Origin of the sequence: Sphingobacterium sp. PCS056, from assembly GCF_023273895.1 — a bacterium.
Taxonomy (GTDB): domain Bacteria; phylum Bacteroidota; class Bacteroidia; order Sphingobacteriales; family Sphingobacteriaceae; genus Sphingobacterium.
The window spans coordinates 5,101,263-5,118,891 of record NZ_CP096883.1 but is presented as its reverse complement, the minus strand read 5'-3'; the positions used below and the strand labels follow the sequence as shown (position 1 = coordinate 5,118,891).

At 34.0% G+C, this 17,629-nt stretch carries 16 protein-coding genes, 1 tRNA gene and 1 other RNA gene; 9 read left to right on the top strand and 9 right to left on the bottom strand.

Features of this window, described 5'->3' with window-relative positions; genetic code table 11:
- The first annotated feature begins 223 nt into the window (after nt 1–223).
- Nucleotides 224–1,057 carry a 1-acyl-sn-glycerol-3-phosphate acyltransferase gene (locus MUB18_RS21500; RefSeq protein WP_045752434.1) on the top strand — a complete coding sequence of 278 codons (834 nt, stop codon included), beginning with the start codon at nt 224–226 and terminating at the stop codon, nt 1,055–1,057.
- 4 nt (nt 1,058–1,061) lie between these two features.
- The gene (locus tag MUB18_RS21495) at nt 1,062–2,021 is read left to right on the top strand and encodes a GNAT family N-acetyltransferase (protein ID WP_045752433.1); all 960 of its coding nucleotides are present in this window, start codon (nt 1,062–1,064) and stop codon (nt 2,019–2,021) included.
- Between the two features lie 27 nt (nt 2,022–2,048).
- Here MUB18_RS21495 and MUB18_RS21490 read toward each other — a convergent pair whose 3' ends face one another.
- The 4 genes from MUB18_RS21490 to MUB18_RS21475 all read right to left on the bottom strand — a co-directional run bounded on the left by MUB18_RS21490 (nt 2,049) and on the right by MUB18_RS21475 (nt 5,898).
- On the bottom strand, nt 2,049–3,362 hold the full coding sequence (locus tag MUB18_RS21490) for a DEAD/DEAH box helicase (RefSeq protein WP_248754584.1): 1,314 nt from the start codon (nt 3,360–3,362) through the stop codon (nt 2,049–2,051).
- Nucleotides 3,363–3,468: 106 nt separating this feature from the next.
- Nucleotides 3,469–3,789 (bottom strand): GNAT family N-acetyltransferase, encoded by a 321-nt coding sequence (locus MUB18_RS21485; protein ID WP_045752431.1) that lies wholly within the window; start codon nt 3,787–3,789, stop codon nt 3,469–3,471.
- A gap of 172 nt (nt 3,790–3,961) precedes the next feature.
- Complete coding sequence (locus MUB18_RS21480; protein ID WP_052627464.1) at nt 3,962–4,378, bottom strand: VOC family protein; 417 nt, start codon at nt 4,376–4,378, stop codon at nt 3,962–3,964.
- Nucleotides 4,379–4,506: 128 nt separating this feature from the next.
- On the bottom strand, nt 4,507–5,898 hold the full coding sequence (locus MUB18_RS21475) for an arginine decarboxylase (protein ID WP_045752429.1): 1,392 nt from the start codon (nt 5,896–5,898) through the stop codon (nt 4,507–4,509).
- 109 nt (nt 5,899–6,007) lie between these two features.
- Here MUB18_RS21475 and argS point away from each other — a divergent pair, with 109 nt between their 5' ends.
- The 5 genes from argS to MUB18_RS21450 all read left to right on the top strand — a co-directional run bounded on the left by argS (nt 6,008) and on the right by MUB18_RS21450 (nt 12,009).
- Nucleotides 6,008–7,792: an arginine--tRNA ligase gene (gene argS / locus MUB18_RS21470; RefSeq protein WP_248754583.1), complete on the top strand. Its 1,785-nt coding sequence runs from the start codon at nt 6,008–6,010 to the stop codon at nt 7,790–7,792.
- 8 nt (nt 7,793–7,800) lie between these two features.
- Complete coding sequence (locus MUB18_RS21465; RefSeq protein ID WP_248754582.1) at nt 7,801–8,883, top strand: oxidoreductase; 1,083 nt, start codon at nt 7,801–7,803, stop codon at nt 8,881–8,883.
- Nucleotides 8,884–8,893: 10 nt separating this feature from the next.
- Nucleotides 8,894–10,087, top strand: a complete 1,194-nt coding sequence (locus MUB18_RS21460) for an NAD(P)/FAD-dependent oxidoreductase (RefSeq protein WP_248754581.1) — start codon at nt 8,894–8,896, stop codon at nt 10,085–10,087.
- Between the two features lie 68 nt (nt 10,088–10,155).
- An RNA gene (rnpB, locus tag MUB18_RS21455) (RNase P RNA component class A) lies at nt 10,156–10,536 on the top strand.
- A gap of 57 nt (nt 10,537–10,593) precedes the next feature.
- A complete protein-coding gene (locus tag MUB18_RS21450; RefSeq protein ID WP_045752426.1) occupies nt 10,594–12,009 on the top strand; it encodes a sigma-54-dependent transcriptional regulator in 1,416 nt (471 codons plus the stop codon).
- Between the two features lie 106 nt (nt 12,010–12,115).
- Here MUB18_RS21450 and MUB18_RS21445 read toward each other — a convergent pair whose 3' ends face one another.
- From MUB18_RS21445 to MUB18_RS21440, 3 genes are all read right to left on the bottom strand, one after another.
- On the bottom strand, nt 12,116–12,778 hold the full coding sequence (locus MUB18_RS21445; protein WP_045752425.1) for an HAD family hydrolase: 663 nt from the start codon (nt 12,776–12,778) through the stop codon (nt 12,116–12,118).
- A 64-nt stretch (nt 12,779–12,842) separates the two neighbouring features.
- A complete protein-coding gene (locus MUB18_RS22065; RefSeq protein WP_411028126.1) occupies nt 12,843–13,850 on the bottom strand; it encodes an acyltransferase family protein in 1,008 nt (335 codons plus the stop codon).
- A gap of 133 nt (nt 13,851–13,983) precedes the next feature.
- Nucleotides 13,984–14,358: a hypothetical protein gene (locus tag MUB18_RS21440; protein ID WP_045752423.1), complete on the bottom strand. Its 375-nt coding sequence runs from the start codon at nt 14,356–14,358 to the stop codon at nt 13,984–13,986.
- 468 nt (nt 14,359–14,826) lie between these two features.
- Here MUB18_RS21440 and MUB18_RS21435 point away from each other — a divergent pair, with 468 nt between their 5' ends.
- Nucleotides 14,827–15,324, top strand: a complete 498-nt coding sequence (locus MUB18_RS21435; protein ID WP_045755217.1) for a hypothetical protein — start codon at nt 14,827–14,829, stop codon at nt 15,322–15,324.
- 175 nt (nt 15,325–15,499) lie between these two features.
- Nucleotides 15,500–16,159 (top strand): sterol desaturase family protein, encoded by a 660-nt coding sequence (locus tag MUB18_RS21430; protein ID WP_248754580.1) that lies wholly within the window; start codon nt 15,500–15,502, stop codon nt 16,157–16,159.
- Nucleotides 16,160–16,500: 341 nt separating this feature from the next.
- On the opposite strand, the gene MUB18_RS21425 is transcribed toward MUB18_RS21430, so the two are convergent.
- Together MUB18_RS21425 and MUB18_RS21420 are read right to left on the bottom strand one after the other, a co-directional pair.
- Nucleotides 16,501–16,588 (bottom strand) — tRNA-Ser (locus MUB18_RS21425).
- A gap of 123 nt (nt 16,589–16,711) precedes the next feature.
- The gene (locus MUB18_RS21420; protein WP_045755128.1) at nt 16,712–17,596 is read right to left on the bottom strand and encodes a bestrophin family protein; all 885 of its coding nucleotides are present in this window, start codon (nt 17,594–17,596) and stop codon (nt 16,712–16,714) included.
- Between the last annotated feature and the right edge of the window lie 33 nt (nt 17,597–17,629).

The following is a 17,629-nucleotide window of genomic DNA, read 5'->3' as shown; positions in this document are numbered from 1 at the left end:
TTTATCTGTATACTATTGACCTTAAATTTAATAAAATGTTTAAACAATCCGATTTTTATTAATAAAAAAGCTTTATCAGATTAAAGGTCATTAAATTTTTACTTTAACTTTGCACAGTTTATATATTATTGATAATGGATTGTACAAATTTTATCTACTTTTACAAAAGTGCGATTTATATTTTGAATATGTAAGGTAGTTAAATCATAGTACTGGAATTTTTATGGGTGAGGTTGCAAGTCAGAAATTTATTGAAGTTAGGGAAGTAATTCGAAAGAAGAGTCCAAAATTGGCAAAATGGATTCCTTCATTCTTATTAAAATATTTAGAGCGAACTATCCACGAGGATGATATCAATGATATCATGACTCGTTTTGCGAATTTGCAAGGTTTAGACTTCGTAGATGCGCTAATAAAGGACCTGGGTGTTCATGTCGAGTTAAAGGGTGCAGAAAATATTCCGATTGATGAAAGTGTAATTTTTGCTTCTAATCATCCATTAGGAGGTCTGGATGGTATTGCTTTCATGCATGCTATCGGACGGTATCGTAAAGATGTCAAGTTTCTGGTCAATGATATATTAATGAATGTAGGGAATCTACAACCCTTATTTATACCTGTGAATAAATTGGGTGGACAGGGGAAGAGTGGTATTGCTGCTATTGAACAGGCTTATGCTTCTGATACCGCGCTACTGGTATTTCCGGCAGGCCTGGTCTCCAGAAAACAAGCAGATGGAAGGATTGAGGATCTCGAATGGAAGAAAAGTTTTATAAATAAGGCAAAGAAATATAAAAAAGATATCGTACCGGTATATATTGAGGGTAAAAACTCTAACTTTTTTTATAATTTTGCAAGGCTAAGACAGAAGATTGGCTTAAAGGCAAATTTGGAAATGCTTTATCTACCTGATGAAATGTTTTCTCAACGCAACCAAACTGTGACGATTGTTATCGGCGAGAAAATATCTTACACACATTTTGATCAATCTAAGGGCGAAAAAAAATGGGCTGAAGAGGTTAAGCGATTGGTTTACGGAATGTCTCAAGAAAAATAAAATTATGCAAGAAATTATTGCTCCAGTTGATAGAGAGTTGTTAAAAGCTGAGTTGGGTAAAGAGGCTTTTATACGTTACACTAACAACGGAAATAACGAAATATACTTAATCAATTATCATAACGCACCCAATGTGATGCGTGAGATAGGAAGATTGAGAGAATTGACTTTTAGAGGTGCTGGTGGTGGTACTGGATTATCTATAGATATTGACGAAAATGATACTTGTGAAGATTGCTATGATCAATTGATCGCATGGAATCCAGAAGAAGAGGAGGTAGTTGCAGGTTATCGTGTTATTAAATGTGCTAATGCCTCTATGAAAGATGGTGTTCCGAATTTATCTACTGCACATTATTTTCAATTTTCCGAACGATTTAAAAGTGACTATTTACCTTATACGATCGAATTAGGTCGATCTTTTGTACAACCCAAATTTCAACCTGCAATCGATAACCGTAAAGGAATTTTTTCATTGGATAATCTTTGGGATGGTCTAGGCGCTTTAGTGATGATCAATCCAGATATCAAATACTTATTTGGAAAAGTAACGATGTACCCTCACTATAATAAAGAGGCGCGAGGTATGCTTCTTTATTTTATGGAGTATCATTTTCCTGATAAAGAGAATTTAGTTGTACCTATTCCGAGTTTGAATTGTGAAAATGATTTTTCTAAGTATGAGGGTATGTTTGACGGATTAGATTATAAAGAATCTTATAAACTCTTGAATAGTAAAATAAGGGCATTAGGAGAAAATATTCCACCTTTAATCAATACCTATATGAATCTTTCTCCAACTATGAAATCATTTGGAACAGCTATTAATGATGAATTTGGTGAGGTAGAAGAGACGGGGATCTTGATTACAATAGCGGATGTATATCCAGTGAAAAAAGAAAGGCATATGAATACTTTCGAGCGCGATCGCGAGTATGGTAATAAAAAATCAAAGAGAGGCTAAAGCCTCTCTTTTTTTGTATTTCTCTATTTAAGAATCTCTTCTTCTAGAAGTAGTTCTATTTCTATTTTCGGATCTTGGACCTGATGAGGTTCTTCTTCTATTTCCACCAGTATTTCCATTACTAGAGCTTTGTCCATTTCTGCCTGCAGATGCTGGTCTTCCTGATTTCTTCGCTGCAGCAGGCTTTTTTGGTGCTATTCCGGAGATATGTAATGCGTAGGGATGTTTTTCCACTAAAGGAATTTCCATACGAATTGATTTTTGAATATCTAATAGAAAAGCATATTCTTCTTCGTCGCAGAATGAAATCGCTTGACCATCTTTACCAGCTCTACCTGTACGGCCAATTCTGTGTACATATGATTCAGGAATATTGGGTAAATCATAGTTGATTACAAATGCCAGCTCATCGATATCAATACCACGTGCTGCAATATCGGTAGCAACCAATACGCGTAGGGTGCGGTCTTTGAAGTTTTTAAGGGCGTTTTGACGGGCACTTTGAGATTTATTTCCATGAATGGCCGCAGATTGAATATTCTTTTTTGCAAGATCTTTAACGATACGATCTGCACCATGTTTAGTTTTAGAAAAAACTAACACGTGATTTATATTTTTCTCCTTTAAAACATGGATTAACAAATCTTTTTTGTCGTTTTTCTTAACGTAATAAACTTCTTGTTGGATCTTTTCTGCGGTAGTAGATTCTGGAGTGACTTCGACCTTGATAGGATCAACAAGAATATGATTTGCTAATTTTTGAATCTCAGGTGGCATTGTTGCTGAGAAAAATAATGTTTGTCTTTTTTCAGGTATTATTTTAATTAGCTTCTTTACGTCATGTATAAATCCCATATCTAACATACGGTCAGCTTCATCCAAAACAAAAAACTCTAAATGTTTTAAATCGATATAACCTTGACCATATAAGTCTAATAAGCGACCTGGTGTAGCAATAAGAACGTCCACACCTCTTTTTAGGGCATCGCGCTGTGGCTGTTGTCCAACACCTCCAAAAACTACAAGACTTTTGAGTGGAAGATCTTTTGAATATTGATTAAAGTTTTCTTCAATTTGAATCGCCAGTTCGCGTGTTGGTGTTAAAACTAAAGCACGAATATTTTTTTTCGCAGTTTTAACTTTTGAATAACTTAACATTTGAAGTATAGGAATAGCAAAAGCAGCAGTTTTTCCGGTTCCTGTTTGAGCGCAACCTAATAAATCATTTTTCCTAAAAATGATTGGAATTGCTTGTTCCTGAATTGGGGTAGGAGTAGTATATCCAACAGCTTCCAATGCCTTAAGGATTGGAGCTATGAGTTTTAAATCTTGAAATTGCAATCTAATTATTTATTTGTAAGCGACAAAGGTAACTTAATTTTATGGATTGCAGTTGTAATTTGTTGAAACATTTATTTTATATTTCAGCTAAAAATAAGATTTATACCTACTTATCTTGTTCGAATCCTTCAAAACTGGGATCCACTATTGCTTTCCATTCAGGATGCTTTTTAATATAGGCATATACTAAGGGGCATAGAGGAAACAGTGTATAATGATGATCTTTTAAATAGTGAAGTGTTTTTTCAATAATTGCAGTTGCGACTCCTTGGCCGGCCAGTTGTGGATCGGACTCCGTATGTATAAGCCAAATTTTGGTAGGTCTTTCTTTGAATGCAATAAAAGCTTGATACTCTCCTATATGAAGCTCAAAATGATTCACTTGATCATTTTTAGTTAAGGATAGATTGATAAATTCTTCTTTCATAGTATTGTTGTTTATTTATATAGCATAATAACAATCGTATTGTTATTGTTTTACATGACAAATAATTATTTTTCTGTGGTTACGGTCTAAATAACATTGGATATGAGGACAGTTATAACGAGAGCGATTTATAAGGAATAGCTTTTGTGCTCATGCCATTAAATACTTTGTCTTATGACGCCTCTTCTAATCCTTTAATATTAATCTTTTTCATCTTCACCAAAGCTTCCATTGCTTTTGGATTTGAAATGAGTACATGAATTTTTTTTGGTATGATTTGCCAAGAAAATCCAAATTTGTCTTTTAACCAACCACACATATTTTCTTGCCCGCCATTTGCGGTCAACATGTTCCAATGGTGATCGATTTCTTGTTGATCTTCACATTCAACAACAAATGAGACAGCATCGGAAGGTTTATAAGATGGACCTCCGTTTAGTCCCATAAATCGAGTGTTATTAATTTGAAAAATAACGACCAAAGGATTGGAGGAAATGATTTTTCCATCTTTAAATACTGAACAGTAGAAGTTTGCTGCATCTTGGGCTTGACCATCAAACCATAAACAATTATAAATTGAATCTGTCATAACTATGGTTGCGTTAAAGTATTATACACCTAAAAATACAAATTAATCATGAATAACAGATATTAAATAAAACAAAAAAGGTTAGAAATGAAAATTTCTAACCTTTTTATTATCTGTTGTCTACGCTCTTATTGGTAGCCCAATAGTTTCATAACTTGTTTTGAATTTTGTTCTTCACCAAATACTTCATAATTAAATGTTTCGTCGCGGTTACGACGAATAAGTACATGTTTTGGTGACGGTAACAGGCAGTGGTGAATACCTCCATATCCACTTAGTACATCTTGGTAAGCTCCTGTGTGGAAAAAACCTAAATACTGTAACTTACGTGTTTTGGGCATAAAAACAGAGCTGGTATGTGCTTCTTGATTATAGTAATCTTGACCATCACATGTAATACCGCCTAAATTAACGCGCTCGTATTCTGAATCCCAATTGTTGATGGGAAGTAGGATATATTTTTGATTTAAAGCCCAAACATCTGGTAAATTTGTGATAAATGAACCATCGATCATAAACCATTTTTCACGATCGTTTTGTAATTTTCTGCCTAATACCTTGTACAAAATGCCTGAAGCTTCTGCAACGGTATATTTGCCAAACTCGGTGATAATATCAGGCTCCATTACTTCATGCTGCGCGCAGATCTGCTTGATTCTGTTCACAATCTCATTGACCATATATTCATAATCGAAATCATGAACTAGAGAATCTTTAAAAGGCATACCTCCACCAATATCTAACGTATCTAAATCTGGGTTTACTTTCTTAAACTTACAGAATAGGGTAACATACTTTTCTAGCTCATTCCAATAGTATGGTGTGTCCGATATACCTGAATTGATGAAGAAATGTAACAACTTAACCTTAAAGTTAGGGTTGTTGGCGATCTTGTTATTATAGAATTCTATAACTTCCTCAATACGAATGCCTAATCTTGATGTATAGAACTGGGAGTCTGGCTGCTCTTCTGAAGCGATACGAATACCCAAAGCACATGGTTCTTCCAGTTCAATTTCATCATCATAGAGATTGAATTCTTCTTTGTTATCTAAGACCGGGATAATATTCTTATACCCATCATGGATCATATCAATAATGTACTGTTTGTACTGATATGTTTTGAAGCCATTACAAATTACTGTAATGTCTTTTGTTACGGTACCTTGACGTTCTAAAGAGTCAATCATCGGCATATCAAATGCAGACGACGTCTCTAAGTGAATTTCATTCTTCAATGCCTCTTCAACAATATGTTTGAAGTGGGAAGATTTAGTACAATAACAATATTTGTAGGACCCTCTGTAGTTGTGTTTCAAAATTGCGGTTTGAAACAAAATTTTCGCTTGTTGAATTTTTTTGCTGACGATTGGCAAATAAGTAAAACGCAACGGCGTACCGTACGTTTCTATCATTTCCATTAAATTCAAATCGTGGAAATACAATTCGTCGTCGATGATTTCGAATCCGTCTTGCGGAAAACCAACACTTAGGTCAAGAAATTCCTGATAGCTCTGCATTTTTTATTATTTTTGCAAAGATATACTTTCAATATGAATACAAGAACAGGGAAGGTGAATTATTTTTGTATTCTATATCAGGGAGTTGCATATTTTACATAATCATTACATGGCGAATTCTATTCAAAACAGACTTATTGAAGTCACTGTTCAAGCTGTAAAACAGCTTTATAATGCAGATATTTCTGAAAATCAAATTGCTTTACAAGAGACACGCAAAGAGTTTGAAGGACAAATTACAATTGTAACTTTTCCTGTTACCCGATTTTCTAAGAAATCTCCTGAGCAGACCGGTACAGAGATAGGTGAATATTTGAAAAGTCAAATTACAGCTATTTCAGATTTTAATGTTATTAAAGGATTTTTAAATATTTGTCTTGCTGATGAATATTGGATTTCTCTTTTAAATGAAACAATCGTGAAAAGTGATTTTGGCGTATTTCCATCAAATGGTAAAAAGTTAATGGTGGAGTACTCTTCTCCAAATACCAATAAACCGCTTCACTTAGGACATATTCGTAACAACCTGTTAGGGTACTCTGTTGCTGAACTTTTAAAAGCTTATGGTTATGAGGTGATCAAAGCAAATTTGGTAAATGATCGTGGTATTCATATTTGTAAATCGATGCTTGCATGGCAAAAATTTGGAAATGGAGAGACTCCTGAGTCGACAGGTATGAAAGGGGATCATTTGGTAGGTAAATACTATGTTGTTTTTGATAAAGAATATAAAAAAGAAATAGAGACACTCAAAGCTGAAGGTCAAACTGAAGATGAGGCTAAGAAGAATGCACCATTGATAAAAGAAGCACAAGCGATGTTGCAGCAATGGGAAGCTTGTGATGAGGCTGTGATTGATCTTTGGAAAACAATGAATAGCTGGGTATACGCAGGTTTTGAAAAAACGTATAATCAGTTAGGTGTTAATTTTGATAAGTATTATTATGAGTCAAATACCTACTTGCTAGGAAAGGATATTATTCAAGAAGGATTAGATAGCGGTGTTTTCTTCAAAAAGGAGGATAATTCTGTATGGATTGACTTAACGGATGAAGGATTGGATGAAAAGCTCGTCTTGCGTGGAGACGGGACTTCAGTGTACATTACACAGGATTTAGGTACGGCTCAATTGAAATACGATGAATTCAATATGAATGATTCTATTTATGTTGTAGGGAATGAACAAGATTATCATTTTAAGGTATTGTTCTTAATTTTGAAAAAATTGGGCAAATCTTGGGCTAGTGGTTTATTTCACTTATCTTACGGGATGGTTGATCTACCTTCTGGCAAAATGAAATCTCGTGAGGGTACTGTTGTTGATGCTGATGATTTGATGAATGAGATGATTCAAACAGCTAAAGAGCGCACGGAGGAATTGGGTAAAACGCAAGGTCTGTCTGAGGAAAATAAAAATGCACTATATAATACCATCGGTATGGGAGCATTGAAATATTTCTTATTAAAGGTTGATCCTAAGAAACGATTATTATTTGATCCAAAGGAATCTGTTGATTTTCAAGGGAATACAGGTCCGTTTATTCAATACACATATGCTCGTATCAAATCCGTGCTTTCAAAGGCAAACTTTGATGAGTTGTCAGCAATATCGGTTCCTGCGTCTATATCGGCTTACGAGCGAGACTTAATCATGAGTTTAGGAAATTTTCCGAATATTATTGCGATTTCAGCTCAAGAATTTAGCCCTGCTCAGATGTCCAACTACATTTATGAAGTTGCGAAATTGTACAACAAGTTTTATCATGAGGAGACGATTTTGAAAGCAGAAATTGAAGAAGTCAAAAACTTCCGTTTGCATCTTTCAGCAGCAGCTGCAAAAATTATCGCTAAAGGCATGAATTTATTAGGAATTGAAGTTCCTGAACGTATGTAATTTAAAAGATGATGACTCAGAAAATTCGTGTAGGTTTAGTTGGTTTTGGTATTTCAGGACAAGTGTTTCATGCTCCGGTTATGCGATCCATTCCTGAACTTGAATTAGTGAAAATAACTGCTCGTAAAGCAGAACAAAAAGTAATTGTAAGTGAAAAGTATCCTACAGCATTAGCTGTGGATCATATTGATGATATATTAAATGACGAATCTATTGATTTAGTCGTTATCGCGACCTCAAACGATATGCATTATCCTTTTGCTAAGCAGGCATTGCTAGCAGGGAAACATGTGGTAGTCGAAAAGCCATTTACCAATACATCTGAACAGGCTGATGAATTGATCGCATTGGCAAAAGAAAGCGGTAAAATTCTATCTGTGTACCATAATTTAAGATTCAACTCAGATTTTAGAACGATCAAAGAGGTGATTAAGGACGAACGACTTGGGCAGATCAAGAATTTTGAAGTTCGTTACGATCGTTTCCGTAACCATCTTAGACCGGGTGCGTGGCGAGAAGATAATCTGCCAGGTTCAGGAATCTTTTATGATCTTGGAGCGCATTTAATTGATCAGACGCTACAACTCTTCGGTAGACCAAATGCTGTATTTGCAGATTTGACTATTCAAAGACCTGGAGCGGGGGCAATTGATAATTTCGAATTACTCCTTTACTATCCAGAAATGCGTGTTTCTTTGAAAGGAGGGATGCTTGCTAAAGAGCCGACTCCGCGATACACTGTATTTGCATTAAACGGAAACTTCTTGAAAAATGGTGTTGATCCTCAAGAGGAGTTATTACGTGCGGGTGTGTTTCCTGATGAGCATCCTAATTGGGGCAAAGAGGATCCATCTATTTATGGTAAATTGAATTTGCTTTATAATGGGAAAGATCTCGAAGAGACCGTTACTTCGAAATTAGGCAGCTATCCTGATTATTACCAAAATATAGCAGATGCTATTCTTGGGAAAACTCCTCTAATTGTTACGGCAGAACAAGGCCGTGATGTTATTCGTATTATCGAACTGGGGATAAAAAGTCAGGCGGAACGTCGTGTCATTTCATTAGATAATGAACTAATAGGCTATTAATAATATAAATATGAAGCAATATGATGCCATTATAGTTGGGGGAGGGGCGTGTGGGCTCATGTGTGCTGCTCAAGCTGGATTATTAGGTAAGCGAACTTTAGTAATTGAGCGAAATGATAAAGTTGGGGCTAAGATTCTAATTTCTGGAGGAGGAAGGTGTAATTATACCAATTTGGGTACTGACATCGATAATTTTGTGTCCGATAATGTAGATTTTTTAAGATCTGCATTTAGTCAATGGACGGTAGATGATACATTGAGTTTTTTTGAGTCGCATGGTATATTTGGTGAGGAGAAAACGTTGGGACAATTATTTCCTTCTTCGAATAAGGCTAAAGATGTTGTAGCCGTTTTTACTAAGATTTTATTTGCAACGGATCAGGATATAAGATTAAACACGGTTGTTAAGGCTATTGAAAAGCTTGAAGATGACTTTGTCTTAACAGTGGAAAGTGAAAAGGGCGTTCAACAGTTAACGACAAAGAAGGTTGTTATGGCCAGCGGAGGTTTACCTGTCGCGAAGTTGGGGGCCTCTGATTTTGCTATTCGTACGGCTAAGAAATTTGAGATGGCAATTGTACCTACCGCACCTGCTTTAGTACCTCTAACTATTACAGGAAAGGAGGCCGACTGGTATGCTTCTTTAGCTGGTAATTCAGTTTTTTCTAGAGTTTATAATCATAAGATTAGTTTTGAAGAGAACATCCTTTTTACGCATTGGGGCTTAAGTGGTCCGGCGATTCTACAGATTTCATCTTATTGGCGTGCTGGAGAAGAGTTCTATATTGATCTTTTGCCTCGGTTTCAATTGGATAAAATAATCAAAGATGAACGTAATGAAGGTGGAAAACGTTTGGTTTCGAATATCTTGAATGATTATTTTACAAAAAGAATGGTAGAAGCCCTCGGTAAATTTCTGCCATTAGATACTAAAATAGCTTCTCTAAGCAAAGTAGACGCCAATTTAATCATAGATACGATTCATAAATTCAAAGTTAAGCCAGCAGGCGATAAGGGTTATGATAAAGCTGAGGTGATGCGTGGAGGTGTTTCGACAGCAGAGCTGAACGCTAAAACTTTGGAAAGTAAAAACGTAAGTGGCTTATTTTTTGGAGGTGAGGCCGTAGACATTACGGGGTGGTTAGGAGGATACAATTTTCAATGGGCTTGGGCATCTGGTTATGCAATTGCACAGGCGATATGATACAAAATTTCATTCTTTTCTTTTTTTTAAGCGAATATTTATCAATCTAAATCCTACCTTTGCAGAAGAAGCAAACTGGTTCTATCGCTGCTCCCTAAAGGAGGAGAGGAAAGTCCGGGCAACGCAGAGCAACACGCTTCCTAACGGGAAGGATGCTATTGACTTAGTAGACAGAAAGTGCCACAGAAAATATACCGCTTTTCGGAGTAAGGGTGAAAATGTGAGGTAAGAGCTCACAGTCTTGTATGGCGACATGCATTACGGTAAACCTCGTGTGTTGAAAGACCAAATAGGTTGCGAAATTCGAAGGCTGCTCGTCTTCTTTTAGCTTTGGCTAAGATTCGTAATGGGTAGGTTGATGGAGCTAGTTAGTGATGACTAGCCTAGATAAATGGTAGAAACTCCGATTTTTCGGTTTACAGAACCCGGCTTATAAGGTTTGCTTCTTTTTTACTATATTACCAGTAATTTAAATAATCTTTAAAGAGGAGTAATAAAACTTATTTATGAGTACCATATTAATTATTGATGACGAACGGGCAATCAGAAATTCGCTAAGAGATATCTTAGAATATGAAGATTATAATATACTGGATGTAGATAACGGTAGTGACGGCTTAGAAATCATTAAAAAGGAAAAAATTGATCTTGTTCTTTGTGATATTAAGATGAATAAGATGGATGGTATGGAAGTTTTGGCAACAGCTCAAAAAATAAATCCAGATCTTCCTTTTATCATGATCTCGGGTCATGGTACTATAGAAACAGCTGTTGAAGCGGCTAAGAAAGGCGCCTTTGATTTTCTGGAAAAACCATTGGATCTGAATCGTTTACTGATTACGGTTAGAAATGGTCTGGAAAAAGTTTCTTTAGTAACGGAAACTAAAGTTTTAAAGAGAAAAGTTACAAGTTACAAAACAAAAGAAATTCTTGGTAAATCTGAGGCTATCAGTCGGATCAAAGAAACCATCGATCGTGTTGCACCTACCGAAGCTCGTGTACTTATCACTGGTGCAAATGGTGCTGGTAAAGAGTTGGTGGCAAGATGGATTCATGAGAAATCTAATCGTGCAGAAGGACCTTTAATTGAAGTTAATTGTGCTGCAATTCCTTCTGAACTGATTGAATCAGAACTTTTTGGACATGAGAAGGGATCTTTTACTTCTGCGATTAAACAACGTCTTGGTAAATTTGAACTTGCCACCAATGGAACACTTTTTTTAGATGAAATTGGTGATATGAGTCTTTCGGCTCAAGCTAAAGTACTACGCGCTTTGCAAGAGCATAAGATCACAAGGGTAGGTGGAGACAAAGAAATTGATGTCAATGTACGTGTTGTAGCGGCAACAAATAAAAATTTATTTAAAGAGATCGATGCTGGAAATTTTAGAATGGATTTGTATCACCGTCTTTCTGTAATTTTGATTCACGTACCTTCACTAACAGAACGGGTTGATGATATACCTTTGTTGTCTAAGAATTTTTGTGAAGAGATCTGTAATGAATATGGTGTTCCGGTAAAGGAAATCACTGCAGCTGCATTAAAAGAGTTGTGCAATCTTCCGTGGACAGGAAATATTCGAGAGTTACGTAATATGATTGAACGCTTGATTATTTTAAGTGATAAATCAATCACTGATAGAGATGTTATTGCATTTGCCAATCCTTCTAATACCGTCAATGCAATATCTACTACGAGTCATCCAAGTAACGGAGCTAGCCAATCTAACCAAAATGGTAGTAAGGTAGATCTTGATAATTTTGCTTCTTTTCAAGATTTTAAAGATTTTGCTGAGAAAGAATTTATTAAGTACAAATTAGAGAAAAATACTTGGAACGTTTCTAAAACAGCCGATGATTTAGATATTCAACGTAGTCATTTATACAGTAAGATTGAAAAATTTGGTCTTAAAAGAGATTAGTTATAAGATTTTATATTAGATATTGAAATATTCAATACACCATGAAAAAAGTAGCAAATTTGTTTGCTACTTTTTTTATGGTGTAAAATAATCAAACTAAGCTCTGTTAAGCCTTTTCTAATAATGTTAATATTTTATTTGCAGATATTTCTGTATAATCATTGATATATTCATGGCATATGGGTAACTGCTCTTTACTATGCGAAGATAGCACAGCTACAACGGTCATCCCCGCATTAAGCCCAGCTGTAATTCCTGAAAAGGAGTCTTCAAATACGACACAATTTTTTGGATCTACTGCTAAGTTATAAGCCGATTTTAAATATACTTCTGGATCTGGTTTATGGGCGGTAACATCCTCGCTACATAATATAGAGCCCATTTTAGAACGAAGACCCAAGCCATCTAATATTAAATCCATATTTTCTTTTGGTGCAGAGGTGGCAACACCTGTTTTAAAATTATAGTTTTTCAGCTCTGTTAAGAATTCTATATAACCCGGTATTGGAGTGATTTCATCTTTGTAAATGGTTCTAAAAAGTTCTTCTTTCTCAAATTCTAGTTGTTTTAATTCAGTAGCAGATATAGGTCTCTTGAAAAAATGTTGCATGATATAACTATTATGTTTACCATACATATGTTCCTCAAATTCTTTTTCACTGCTTTCAATATTATATTTTTTGAAAAAAGCATCAAAAGCTTTAGCATGATAAGGATTGGTGTGACATATAACTCCATCCATATCGAAAATAACGGCATAACTATTCATAGTGCTAAGGTACATTTTTGACCTTAAATTACCCTTCTATAATGTTTGTTATTCATAAATGAAATTATGAACAAAAAATTATCCGAAGCTGTTTCGAGATTGTATCTGATAGCTGGAAATAAGTGATGGCCTTACTTACAATCCTCTGCTGCAAATATGTTAATACCATGGAAAAAATGATAATAATAATCCAATTTAAATACCAATGTTTAAAATTGATTAAAAATATAAACAAGATATGCCATAGATAAATCCAAATAGTAGATGATCCGATAAAATTTAAAATGGTAACGTTTATATTTCTGAGACGGGGTTTTATCCAAAATATAATCGAAAAAATAATTATAGCATAATAAATATAAAATGAACGTGGTGGATATTTAAGTGCTCCAATATCAAATGGTTTATCTAAGTAAAATATAGTATATGCCATTCCTAGAATAGTTATGACCATGCAGGTCATAAATAAGGTAATTTTGGTCTTTGAAGTATAATCTTTGTATTGTGCTCCGAGCATAAAAAAAAGAAGAAACCCCAAGCTATAAGAGCCAAATTGATCTATATATCTCTGTACAGTAGGCTCAAAGAGATTTTTTGAATAGTGGATTACTATTTCATAGATAACATAATATAATAATAGTTGCCATTTATTTTTTATGAAATTGCTACATAATGGTCCTAAAATAGCGATCATCAAAAAAATACGGATTATCCAAACATATCCGAATCCATCCATTAACATATAACTTGATAGGATGATGTGCGGATATTGTGTGTAGTCGACCTTGAATAAATAGGGAAAGCAGTATTGAATACTATAAAATAGGGTTAGAAAAGCCCAAACAGGTACTACAAGACGAACAAATCGTTTCCATAGATAAGAGGTAATGTCTGCAATGGATTTAAATTCTTGATTTTTATCGCCAAATAAAAAACCTGAGATAAACACCATTAGTGGTACATCAAAATTTCGAACTTGAAAAATAAAGAATGGAGGGTTGACATGTGCCAATATAATGTAGATTAATCCTAAACCACGTATAATATCAATCGATCTATCCCTCTCAATCATCATTTTTTATTTGCGAAGGTAGTAAATCTGTTAAATTTTATGCACAAAAAATTCCATAGGATAGTGTAATCCTAGTAACACGATAGATGTCCCCTATATGAAAGGTAATATTGGTCTAAAAAATAGATACGATTTATTCGGGTTGTCTCAGTAATTCTTGTATTGTTGCCGTAATTGTTGTAGTATCCTCTTCATCTTCTAAAAGGGAAAACGCAATATAAGTTGCATAAATTTCAAGGCTTAATTTTTCATGTTTATCCGCAATAAACTCGTCAATTTGATGCTCGGTACAGTCAAATCCAATTTGCTGTAATTCATTGAAGAGATTCGTTGATATAGTTTCATGTTCTTCACCACAGGCAAATGCTACCAATATATGAAATAAAAATTTGTCAATAATTTCACTATCAGTTTGTTTGAATAGGGATAGGATGTGGTTATAATCAAACTTTGTTTTGGCACTATTGACAATACTATCCCAAATTTCATATTCTAAAGACGCTTGCATAGTTCAGTTGTTAATTAATTATAATCGGTTACTTAAATATAGTCAAAAACAATTAATAATAAAAATTTGTTTAGTATTTTTTTTAAAACTACCTCGGCTTTTTTTATTTCTATTGCTTGTATTAATCGACTGCATACGAACTAATTGAGACCTATAGGCATTGCTCAGTAAGCATAAATAGTGAAACAAAAAAACAACCTTAAAGTCAAGTGATCAGATAGCGTGCTTTTCTTATAGAAAGCGTGAAGTCTATTGTACGCAACGCTAGAAGTCATTTTTTTTAATTCGTAATTATCGATACATCTGCTTTGATCGTTTTTTGTTTCTTAATTAGATCTCAAATTTATTGGGCGTGGTATGATAATTGAATATCTGTTTATGTTATTTTTGAAAATTAGAGGCTTTTTATTAGTTTTAATAAACCAAGAATATAGATGCACTCATTTTATTTATTTAAACTTTTTATTTATGGCGATTAGGATTCTATTATTGTTTTTGATGATCTCATCACATATTTCCGCGCAAGAATTGAACCTCCTTAAAATTCGGAAAGAATACTCTTCAGCAGTAAAGAGTGAAGATATCTGCGAAAATAATTTGAATTTATTACGATCTAAAGCTAAAGCTACAACAGAAAAAGGTTATTTAGCTGTATACGAAATGGTCTATGCGAAGCATATGGGTAATCCATTTAAAAAACTTGGTCAATTCAATAAAGGAAAAAATTTATTGGAGAGTTTAATCGTACAAGAACCTAATAATGTTGAACTCCGTTTTATAAGATGGAGTGTCCAGACACATGCCCCTTCTATTTTAAATTATAGTGCAGATATACTGGAAGATAAGAAATTTATGATTAATCATCTTTATAGTATGCAAAATCGCGATGTTAAAGAAATAATATATCAATATATAAAAGGAGCAAATTCTTTTAGTGAAGGAGAGTTGAAAGAATTGGTTAGATAATTTCCTATTTTATTTCATTATATTTTGATTAATCTTTATAAATCAGTTATTTAACTTTTGAATTATAAAAGTCAGTAATTTGACTTTAACTTGATGAATAAAGGGTTAAATATTTTTTAAAATTATTATTTTTGCAAAAGTTAATCTTTAGCAATTTTATTAATAATTAGATGGTATGGCAAAGCGTAATTTTGTTTCAAATTCCACTGAATCTTCAAGGATGTTCAAAAGTGATTTATTAGAATCACTGACTAAGGTTCATTGGAGTGTTCCTATAATATTTTATTTACCTGTAATAGGTTATTTTTCATGGAAGGCCCTAGGTCCAGGTGAGCTTGGTATTTTTAGTTATATACAATATTTTGTCTTTGGACTTGCTTTTTGGACTTTATTTGAATATGCTTTGCATCGTTGGATTTTTCATTATCATCCAACCACCAAATGGGGGAAGAGAATCGCATTTATATTTCATGGAGTGCACCATGACTATCCAAAAGATAGATTAAGATTGGTAATGCCTTTATCTGCTAGTATTCCTTTAGCGGCTCTGGTTTATTATTTATTCACGTTCTTCTTTAGTTCTGATATTGTATTAGCTGCATTTTTTTCAGGATTTATGATTGGGTATTTAATATATGATGAATGTCACTATGCTATGCACCACGCTAATTTTAAAAGTGGAATATTTAAGCGAATAAAACAACATCATATGTTACATCACTATTCAGATCCTGAACATGGATTTGGAGTTAGTTCTTCACTATGGGATGAAATAATGCGTTCTGGATTTCCAAAAGAAGAGGATAAGTCTGAAAAAGTTAATATCGATAAATAATCTGTATGATATAAATACTACTCATCATATAAAATATAGGATTTTTAAAATACCCCCAAAAAGTATCTTACTTTTTGGGGGTATTTTTATTTAAGCTAACATTACTATTTTATCGGATATAAAGTCTATAAACAACAAAAGCCTAAATTGCTTTGGGCTTCATTTTTTGTTGGCGGAGAGCGAGGGATTATTACATGATCCCTTAAAGGGGGGGAGGCTTCATCATAAAATAAAGCCATTCGCTTTGCTCATTTACTTTGTTGTTTATGTCTTATTGTTGGAGCAAGCTCCCAAAAGTCTAAACAACAAAAGCCCAAATTGCTTTGGGCTTTATTTTTTATTGGCGGAGAGCGAGGGATTCGAACCCCCGGACCTATGACAGTCAACAGTTTTCAAGACTGCCGCATTCGACCACTCTGCCAGCTCTCCGCCACAAAAGTAGAAAAATTCATTTAGTCACCAAAACTTATTTTTTAGTTGATTGAAAATGAGGTAGATTAATTTTTAATGCTTTTTTTTAGGTTTAAAAAAGCATTAAAATGCCTTTAAACGCTATGGATGTAAGATTTCAAAACAATGTTTTTTGATATTACTTGCTATTTTATCAATCGGTAGATCATCAGTATCAGTTCCAAATGGTTCCTCAATTGACTCTCCAATTAATTCCAATGACGTCAGTACATAAAAGATAAAAGGGACTGCTGCGATCACAAAATAACCGATCGAAAAAACATATCCCATCGGTAAAGTTGCGGTATATATTATGATGAACTTTTTTATAAATGCATTATATGATAGTGGGATTGGAGTATTTTTAATACGTTCGCAAGCTCCACATACATTTGTGAAAGATTGTAGTTCATCGTTGATAATGATAAACTGATCTCCAGTTATTTTTCCGTCTTTATATAATGAATTAGTATTTTTAAAAATTAAAGATGCCACTTGGTTAGGTCCGTGTTTTTGATCATCTAAATTTTTAAGTTCAGGATGCAAAACCTCATCTAACATAAACTTGGTATAATCTGAATGAAGAAAGGTATAGAGTGTTTCGGCATATAATGGAATTGCTTTTCTGTAAAAACTTCGGTTTACTTTATCATCGGTCTCTAAAAAAGCATTCATCTTGTATGCTAAACTTCTACTGATATTTGTTAAAGTTCCCCATTGCTTTCTTGCTTCCCACCAGCGATCATAAGCTGTGTTTGTTCGAAAAACAAGTAACAAAGAAAGTACAAATCCAAGTAAGCTATGTACGATTGTAATATTTTTAATCCAACTTTTTTCAGCTAGTTTAAGATATTCAAGTTCGAGATATGCAATCCCCCAAGAGTACAGTGCTGCTAAAATCAGATAGGGAAATAATTTTCGAAAAGTATCTGTTTTATGAAGTTTTATAGTTGAGGTTAGCCAATCTTTTGGGTTGTAAACAATCATAGACAAAAATACAAAATGTTTATTTTAATTTTG